Genomic DNA, 7290 nt, shown 5'->3' with positions numbered 1-7290 from the left:
TAAGCTCTGCCTTAAGATTTTAAATCGACCATTACAGGAGCTACTCAAATGAAAAAATCATCGTGTACAGAGGGTTAACAACATATTTTATAGCTATTTCATCAATGCTCTCTAGCTTAGTTTCTAAATCATTTCCTTAACTAACTCAACAAACGTCTTAATTTTTGGCTGGACATATTGCTGTTTTTGATAATACAGATTGATATTGACTTGAGGTGACGTGAAGTCAGGTATTTTAATCTCAACTAATGCACCATTTTTCAACTCTTCTGTTAGCATATAACGATGCGCTTGGATAATACCTAATCCATCTAAAGCAAAGCGTTTCATGCAACTAATACTGTTAACACTTAAGCGCGACTGACACTGTGCGTTTAATTGTGGATCGCCTAACAAAACCGCATCGCGCTCACTGTGTGCTATAAAGTCATGTGATTTTAATTGCGAGATGTTTTTAGGTGATCCCTTACGCTGCAAATATTCAGATGATGCACATAAAACGTAATCTGTACTACTTAGCCGATAAGCCACGACATCATCCGGTGGCGCCCAATTAACACCAAATACGATATCAATTTTTTCTTGATATAATTCAGGCATGCGCTCCTCAAGAATCAGTTGAACTTCCATACTCGGATACAACTGTAAATAGCATTTGATAATAGGAGCTAAACTTTCCTCAACAAAGTAATAACTGCTACTAATACAAAGTGTGCCCTCGGGATGCTCATCAAAACTACTCATCAACTGACTAATCCCAAACCACTCACTTTCCAAACGCTGACATTGCATCAGTAGCTTACGCCCTTCTCGCGTTAGCTCAACCTTGCGTGTTGTGCGTATCAACAAATCTGCCTTTGCCAGTGACTCTAGCTGTTTAATATTCTGGCTAATTGCAGATTTTGTGATCCCTAAGGCATCAGCCGCCTTAGTAAAGCTCATGTGTTTGGCAACTGCCAAAAATGCCGACAGCTGCACTAATGAAAAATTACCTTGAAACATGCCAATACCTCTCTAGTCCCTCACTTTTTAAATTTAAGTCAATAGTCTTAAAATATAGGGAATTAATGCCTTAAACTTGAAAACTCTAGTGATTTCCAATAATCCAAATAACGCGAAAATAACGCATGGTAATCTTCGGTAATGTTAACACCCAAGCGCGTCAAAGTGCTCATGGTTTTGCTATTTTCTGTTGTGATAAAAGGAATAGTTTCATCATTGTCATAGTAATCAACCAATGGGAAAAGTGGATTATCCTCATTGATTTTGTTCAGTTTATCACGCCACTTATTTAATGCTATCACCTCAACTTGATAACCCAGATCATTAATAATGCTAAAAATATCCGCGTGGGTTATCTGTACATTATTGACAACATTCCAGCCATTAGCCTGGGTATAGGGCAACTGTGATAATGCGATAACACTTTGTGCTACTTGATCGACTGGAACCATCTCATGTTGAGCATGCAGATCAGGTGCCACCCCCATATCAATACAGCCTAGAATAAAGCGTGTTAAGTTATTTTTTTCATAATTACTTTTTGCCGTGGTTGATTGGCCTGTTATTTGCCCTAAACGATAGATATCAACTGCAACACCATACTCTTGAGCTTTCCATAACAACCATTCTGCTGCCCATTTAGTTACCGTATAGCCAAAGCTAATATCAGGATGAACAGGTGCAACCGGCGGCATACCTTCACGCGCAATGTTTGAAACGCAGTTAACTGCTGCATATTTTGTCGAGATAAAATGAATGCGCTTTGGTTTAATATGACAAGCCAATTTAATAATTTCAGCAGTACTTCCCACATTAGTGGGAGCCATGCGTTCATAACTTTGCAAATGGTGAACATAAGCACCATTATGATAAATCGCATCAAGCTGTTCACTGAGTGTCACCCAGTCTTTATCACTCAAACCCAATCTAGCTTTCACAAGATTAATCATAACAATCTTAAGACGCGGATGATCTATATGCCTGGCAAATCCATAGCGTTTAAGATTAGCATCGAGTTTTGCCTTAGCATCAGACAACGACCCACCACGTATTGCACAATAAATAACCGCCTTGGAATTTCTCATCAATTCATCAATTAAATGCACACCAAGATAACCATTGGCACCAGTAACAAGTACTTGTGTATATTCTGCTGATAAGGTTTGTCGGCTCATACTCATAGGAGGAGTATACTTTTCAATATCACTAAGCGCCATTAATAGATTATCGTTCAGTCTTATTTCAGCGGACATTAAAACTCCATGTCAATCACATCTATATCTTTTGTAAATCACATTGTAAAATTAAACGCATGCTGTTGCCAGTGGTATGTGCCTCATCTGTTTATATGGACTAGCATTTACTTAGTGATAAAAATAAGTTGTGAGATCTATTACCTCTCCCCTCGCGGGATTGCTCGTGCAGCCTAAGCTGCACGGATGAGGAGGTAACCAAGGGTCAACTTATTTTCATTAGTTACTCTAATAGCCTTAGCGCTTTGCTATTTGCTTTGTTAGAATTAAACCCAATCGTTATTACTTAAATATCATACTCTATATGCAACAATTCTTTATTAAGGGGGAGTCAGGTGTTATTGAAACTGTGATTGACACACCTAAAGAGAATATACACCCTGCCATCAGTGTCGTTATTTGTCACCCTCACCCTTTGTTTCAAGGCACAATGAATAATAAAGTGATTACCACAATTGCCAAAGCCTTTAACAACTTGGGTATTGAGGCTGTTCGCTTTAATTACCGTGGTGTTGGTCAAAGTCAAGGTCACTACGCTGAGGGTGTAGGTGAACTTCAAGATACTTTGTCCGTAGTTGATAATTTACTAGAGAGAAAACCCAAACAGAAAATTATTCTCGCCGGCTTTTCCTTTGGAGGTTCCATTGCTTATAAAGCAGCTACACACTACGAAAATGATGTCAAATCATTATTAACCATAGCACCTGCGGTTGTTAATTTCCCATTAGTGCAACAGCCTGAGCCTAAAATGCCGTGGTGCCTTATTCAAGGCATTGATGATGAGATCGTGAGTTACACAGCCGTTTGTGAATTTTTCACCCAACAAACCACTGTTGACGCAACCTTTATTCGCCTGAACAACGTTGGACATTTCTTTCATGGACAACTGATTAAACTAAGAAAACATCTTGAACAACATTATCAAAATGAGATGAGAACATGGTAACAACAGATGATATTAGACGCGTAAAAAATTATCTCTTGGCATTACAGGATGACATTTGCGCTAAACTAGAAGAGATTGATGGCACAACCTTTCAAGAAGACAACTGGCAATATCAAAATGGTCTAGGTGGAGGACGCACACGCGTACTAGAAAATGGTCAAGTCATTGAAAAAGGTGGCGTCAACTTCTCGCATGTTGAAGGCAATGAACTACCCAAAGCCATTTTAGCAATGAAGCCTGAACTTACGGGCTTTTCATTTCAAGCAATGGGGGTATCTTTAGTGATTCACCCACAAAACCCATACGCACCGACTTCACACATGAATGTGCGCTTTTTAATTGCTGAAAAAGAAGGAGAAACACCCTTTTGGTGGTTTGGTGGCGGTTTTGATCTAACACCTTATTACGGTTTTGAAGAAGATTGCATTCACTGGCATACCATGGCATATAATGCCTGTAAAGATTTTGGCAAGGATACCTATGACAAGTATAAAAAACAATGTGATGCGTATTTCTATTTACCACATAGACAGGAATGTCGCGGCATTGGTGGCTTATTTTTTGATTATTTAAACCATTGGGATTTTGAGCAATGCTTTGCTTTTACACAATCCGTTGGTGATCATTACATCAAAGCCTACGCACCAATTTTGAAAAAGCGCAAAGATATCACTTATGGTGAGCGCGAACGCGAATTTCAACTCTATCGCCGCGGGCGCTATGTTGAGTTTAACCTTGTGATTGATCGCGGCACACACTTTGGTTTGCAATCCTCAGGACGCACGGAGTCTATTTTGATGTCTCTCCCCCCTTTAGTTAAATGGGTTTATAACTATCACCCAGAAGCTGGGTCTCAAGAGGAGCAACTCTATACAAACTTTTTACCTGTTCGTGACTGGTTAGCAGCTAAATGACACAATGCAACATATTTGAACATTTATGATTGTATATTAAGACCACCTAGTCATAGGCTTTAGCACATCACCATGAAAATTGGTTGCACATTAATCAGATATTCACTTGCATTTTTAAAAACTTTTTGCTGTAATACTTCCAGCGGTTAAAACGCGATCAGTTTTTTTGCGTTTTGATCCGAGAGCCCACTTGATTGCATAGCAAACAAACCAAATAAGAAATGAAACAAATATAAATTTAATCCATCTATCAACATGTAAATCAAGTGATTTTGTTGAACATAAGGAGTTAACCATGTTAGATCTTGATATTGAACTAACTCAACACACAAAAACCGCCTTTCAACAGCCTATCACTGAGCAAGATGGCGCGCTGATGCGCAACGTCTACGTTCTCAATGATGATTTTACCCCCATGGAATTTGTTCTTGAATTAATGCAACGCATTTTTAAACTCCATGCGCAAAAGGCTGAAAAGGTCACGATGGAAGCCCACTACAAAGGTAAGGCACTCTGCGGCAAATACGCCAAAGATTTAGCTGAAACAATGGCTTGCAAAGCAATGGAAATTGCGCACAAAGCTGGGCATCCCCTAATGCTTATTACGAGTAAGGCATAACACATTTATTCGTCCTGATTAACTTTTTTCTTAAAAAAAACTCGATTTAGTAGTTTCGAGTTTTTTTGTGCCTGCAATTCGTCTATTATAAAACATAAGGATTAAAAACTATTGCAGGTGTCGTATGCTAAGTAAGGAACTCGAACAAACATTGAATCAAGCATTTCAGCATGCAAGAGACCTAAAACATGAATATTTAACTGTTGAGCACTTACTAAGTGCACTGGTCGATAATGCTGATGCCAAAAAAGTATTAAAGGCTTGTGGAGCAAATCTTTCTGAGCTGAAAAACATTTTAAATACCTTTATTGATCAGTCTACACCAAAAATTACCGAGGATGGCAAAGATACTCAGCCAACACTTGGCTTTCAGCGTGTTTTACAACGTGCAGTATTTCACGTTCAATCCTCAGGGCGTGGTGAAGTGCAAGGATCAAATGTACTCGTTGCTATTTTCAGTGAACAAGATAGTCAGGCAGTGAGCTTTCTTAAACAACAAAATGTTACACGCCTAGATGTCGTGAACTACCTTTCTCATGGTGTTTCCAACAATAACAATAGCACTCAAAGTACACAGCAAACGATCTCTAACGCGCCAACTGAAGAACAAAAAGAAAAAACGCCGCTTGAGTTGTATGCTGTAAATCTTAATCAACGTGCCAAAGATGGTAAGATTGATCGATTAATTGGTCGTGATTATGAAATTGAACGTGTCACCCAAGTATTGTGCCGTCGCCGTAAAAATAATCCTTTGCTTGTTGGTGAGGCCGGTGTGGGTAAGACTGCCATTGCTGAAGGTCTGGCTAAAAAAATTGTTGATAACCAAGTACCTGATGTCTTAACCAATGGTGTTATCTACTCCCTTGATATGGGTACACTGCTTGCTGGCACCAAATATCGTGGTGATTTTGAGAAACGCTTTAAAGAAGTGCTCAAGCAATTACAAGAAGAAGAAGGTGCAATTTTATTTATCGACGAGATTCATACCATTGTTGGTGCAGGTGCTGCCTCAGGAGGTGTTATGGATGCTTCAAACTTGATTAAACCAGCACTTGCCTCAGGTGATTTGAAATGTATTGGATCTACGACCTATCAAGAATATCGCACAATTTTTGAAAAAGACCATGCACTTGCAAGGCGCTTCCAAAAAGTTGATGTCGAGGAGCCAACGATTGATCAAACATTTGAAATATTGAAAGGTTTGAAGCCTTATTTTGAAGATCATCACAACATCAAATACACATTGCCAGCATTACAAGCAGCAGCTGAGTTATCTGCTAAGTACATTACCGAGCGTTTTTTACCTGATAAAGCAATCGATGTTATTGATGAGCTTGGCGCTTATCAGCGCACAAGTAGCAATGCTAAGAAAAAGAAACTGATCAATGTCACCGACGTTGAAAACATGATTGCACGCTTAGCTCGAATTCCAGCGAAAACGGTTTCAGCCTCAGATAAAAGCTCAATGGCGAACCTTGGTAAAGATCTTAAAATGCTGGTCTACGGCCAGGATGAGGCCATTGAAGCAATGGTTGATACGATTAAATTAGCTCGAGCTGGCTTAAGAGACCCCAACAAGCCTTGGGGATCATTCTTGTTTGCAGGCCCCACTGGTGTGGGTAAAACAGAAGTGACACAACAGCTTGCCAATTTGCTTGGTGTTGAACTATTACGCTTTGACATGTCTGAATATATGGAAAGGCATACTGTATCGCGCTTAATAGGTTCGCCTCCTGGTTATGTTGGTTATGAAGAAGGTGGTTTGCTAACCGAAGCAGTAACCAAACACCCTTATGCTGTTGTACTCTTAGATGAGATCGAAAAAGCACACCCTGATATTTATAATTTATTACTACAAGTTATGGATCACGGCACATTAACCGATAATAACGGACGCAAAGCTGATTTTAGAAACATTATTCTGATCATGACGACAAATGCAGGCGCTTTTGAATCACAGAAAAACTCGATAGGCTTTGCCAAACAAGATAGTGCGCCAGATAGTATGGACGCACTAAAACGTATCTTTACCCCTGAATTTAGAAATCGCTTAGATGCAGTTATTCAATTTGCCGCATTATCAAAAGAAGATGTAAAATCTGTGGTTGATAAATTCCTAGCCCAACTTCAAGGACAACTTGATCAACGTGGTGTCTCGCTTGAAGTCGATGAGAAAGCCAAAGATTGGTTGGCTGAGCACGGTTATGATGAGAAGATGGGGGCTCGACCAATGGCACGCTTAATTCAAGAATCAATTAAAAAATCATTAGCTGAAGAAATTCTTTTTGGCAAACTCGCCAACGGCGGTCGTGCAGAATTGACTGTTAAAAACGATAAGCTTGTATTTAAGTATAGTTAATATGCAACAGATCTAGCTTGAAAATTACATACAATCTACTTTACCTCCATCTTCTTCATGGGCAAGAGATGCCACTGTGCAACTATCACCAGATAATAAAGTCACACCCTTTTCATTAATTAAACAGCTTGTTTGACTCACATCTAGCTGTACATTAGCACCACCTGTTGCATTAGGTAATATAGTCATTCCAAAAT

General features: G+C 39.3%; 6 protein-coding genes. 4 read left to right on the top strand and 2 right to left on the bottom strand.

Annotation, left to right across the window (positions count from 1 at the left end; translation table 11 throughout):
• Positions 1-123: 123 nt before the first annotated feature.
• Complete coding sequence (locus DNK85_RS09580; RefSeq protein ID WP_119329353.1) at positions 124-1002, bottom strand: LysR family transcriptional regulator; 879 nt, start codon at positions 1000-1002, stop codon at positions 124-126.
• A 62-nt stretch (positions 1003-1064) separates the two neighbouring features.
• Positions 1065-2255 (bottom strand): thioester reductase domain-containing protein, encoded by a 1191-nt coding sequence (locus DNK85_RS09575; protein WP_119329352.1) that lies wholly within the window; start codon positions 2253-2255, stop codon positions 1065-1067.
• A gap of 304 nt (positions 2256-2559) precedes the next feature.
• Between DNK85_RS09575 and DNK85_RS09570 the strand changes: the two genes are divergently transcribed.
• The 4 genes from DNK85_RS09570 (at position 2560) to clpA (ending at position 7093) form a co-directional block, all read left to right on the top strand.
• A complete protein-coding gene (locus DNK85_RS09570) occupies positions 2560-3201 on the top strand; it encodes an alpha/beta hydrolase (RefSeq protein ID WP_119329351.1) in 642 nt (213 codons plus the stop codon).
• Positions 3195-4115: an oxygen-dependent coproporphyrinogen oxidase gene (gene hemF, locus DNK85_RS09565; protein WP_119329350.1), complete on the top strand. Its 921-nt coding sequence runs from the start codon at positions 3195-3197 to the stop codon at positions 4113-4115. Before DNK85_RS09570 ends, hemF begins: the two co-directional genes overlap by 7 nt.
• A gap of 295 nt (positions 4116-4410) precedes the next feature.
• Positions 4411-4734: an ATP-dependent Clp protease adaptor ClpS gene (locus tag DNK85_RS09555; RefSeq protein ID WP_119329348.1), complete on the top strand. Its 324-nt coding sequence runs from the start codon at positions 4411-4413 to the stop codon at positions 4732-4734.
• 124 nt (positions 4735-4858) lie between these two features.
• Positions 4859-7093, top strand: coding sequence for an ATP-dependent Clp protease ATP-binding subunit ClpA (clpA, locus tag DNK85_RS09550; protein ID WP_119329347.1), 2235 nt, complete (start codon positions 4859-4861; stop codon positions 7091-7093).
• Positions 7094-7290 lie beyond the last annotated feature (197 nt).

It is taken from the genome of Cysteiniphilum halobium (assembly GCF_003574425.1).
GTDB lineage: Bacteria > Pseudomonadota > Gammaproteobacteria > Francisellales > Francisellaceae > Caedibacter > Caedibacter halobius.
This window is presented reverse-complemented; position numbering and strand designations above follow the sequence as displayed.

Bases quoted from the DNA above. Each gene is read 5' to 3' on its own strand.
- DNK85_RS09580 (WP_119329353.1), bottom strand. From the start codon at position 1,002: ATGTTTCAAGGTAATTTTTCATTAGTGCAGCTGTCGGCATTTTTGGCA.
- DNK85_RS09575 (WP_119329352.1), bottom strand. From the start codon at position 2,255: ATGTCCGCTGAAATAAGACTGAACGATAATCTATTAATGGCGCTTAGT.
- DNK85_RS09570 (WP_119329351.1), top strand. From the start codon at position 2,560: ATGCAACAATTCTTTATTAAGGGGGAGTCAGGTGTTATTGAAACTGTG.
- hemF (WP_119329350.1), top strand. From the start codon at position 3,195: ATGGTAACAACAGATGATATTAGACGCGTAAAAAATTATCTCTTGGCA.
- DNK85_RS09555 (WP_119329348.1), top strand. From the start codon at position 4,411: ATGTTAGATCTTGATATTGAACTAACTCAACACACAAAAACCGCCTTT.
- clpA (WP_119329347.1), top strand. From the start codon at position 4,859: ATGCTAAGTAAGGAACTCGAACAAACATTGAATCAAGCATTTCAGCAT.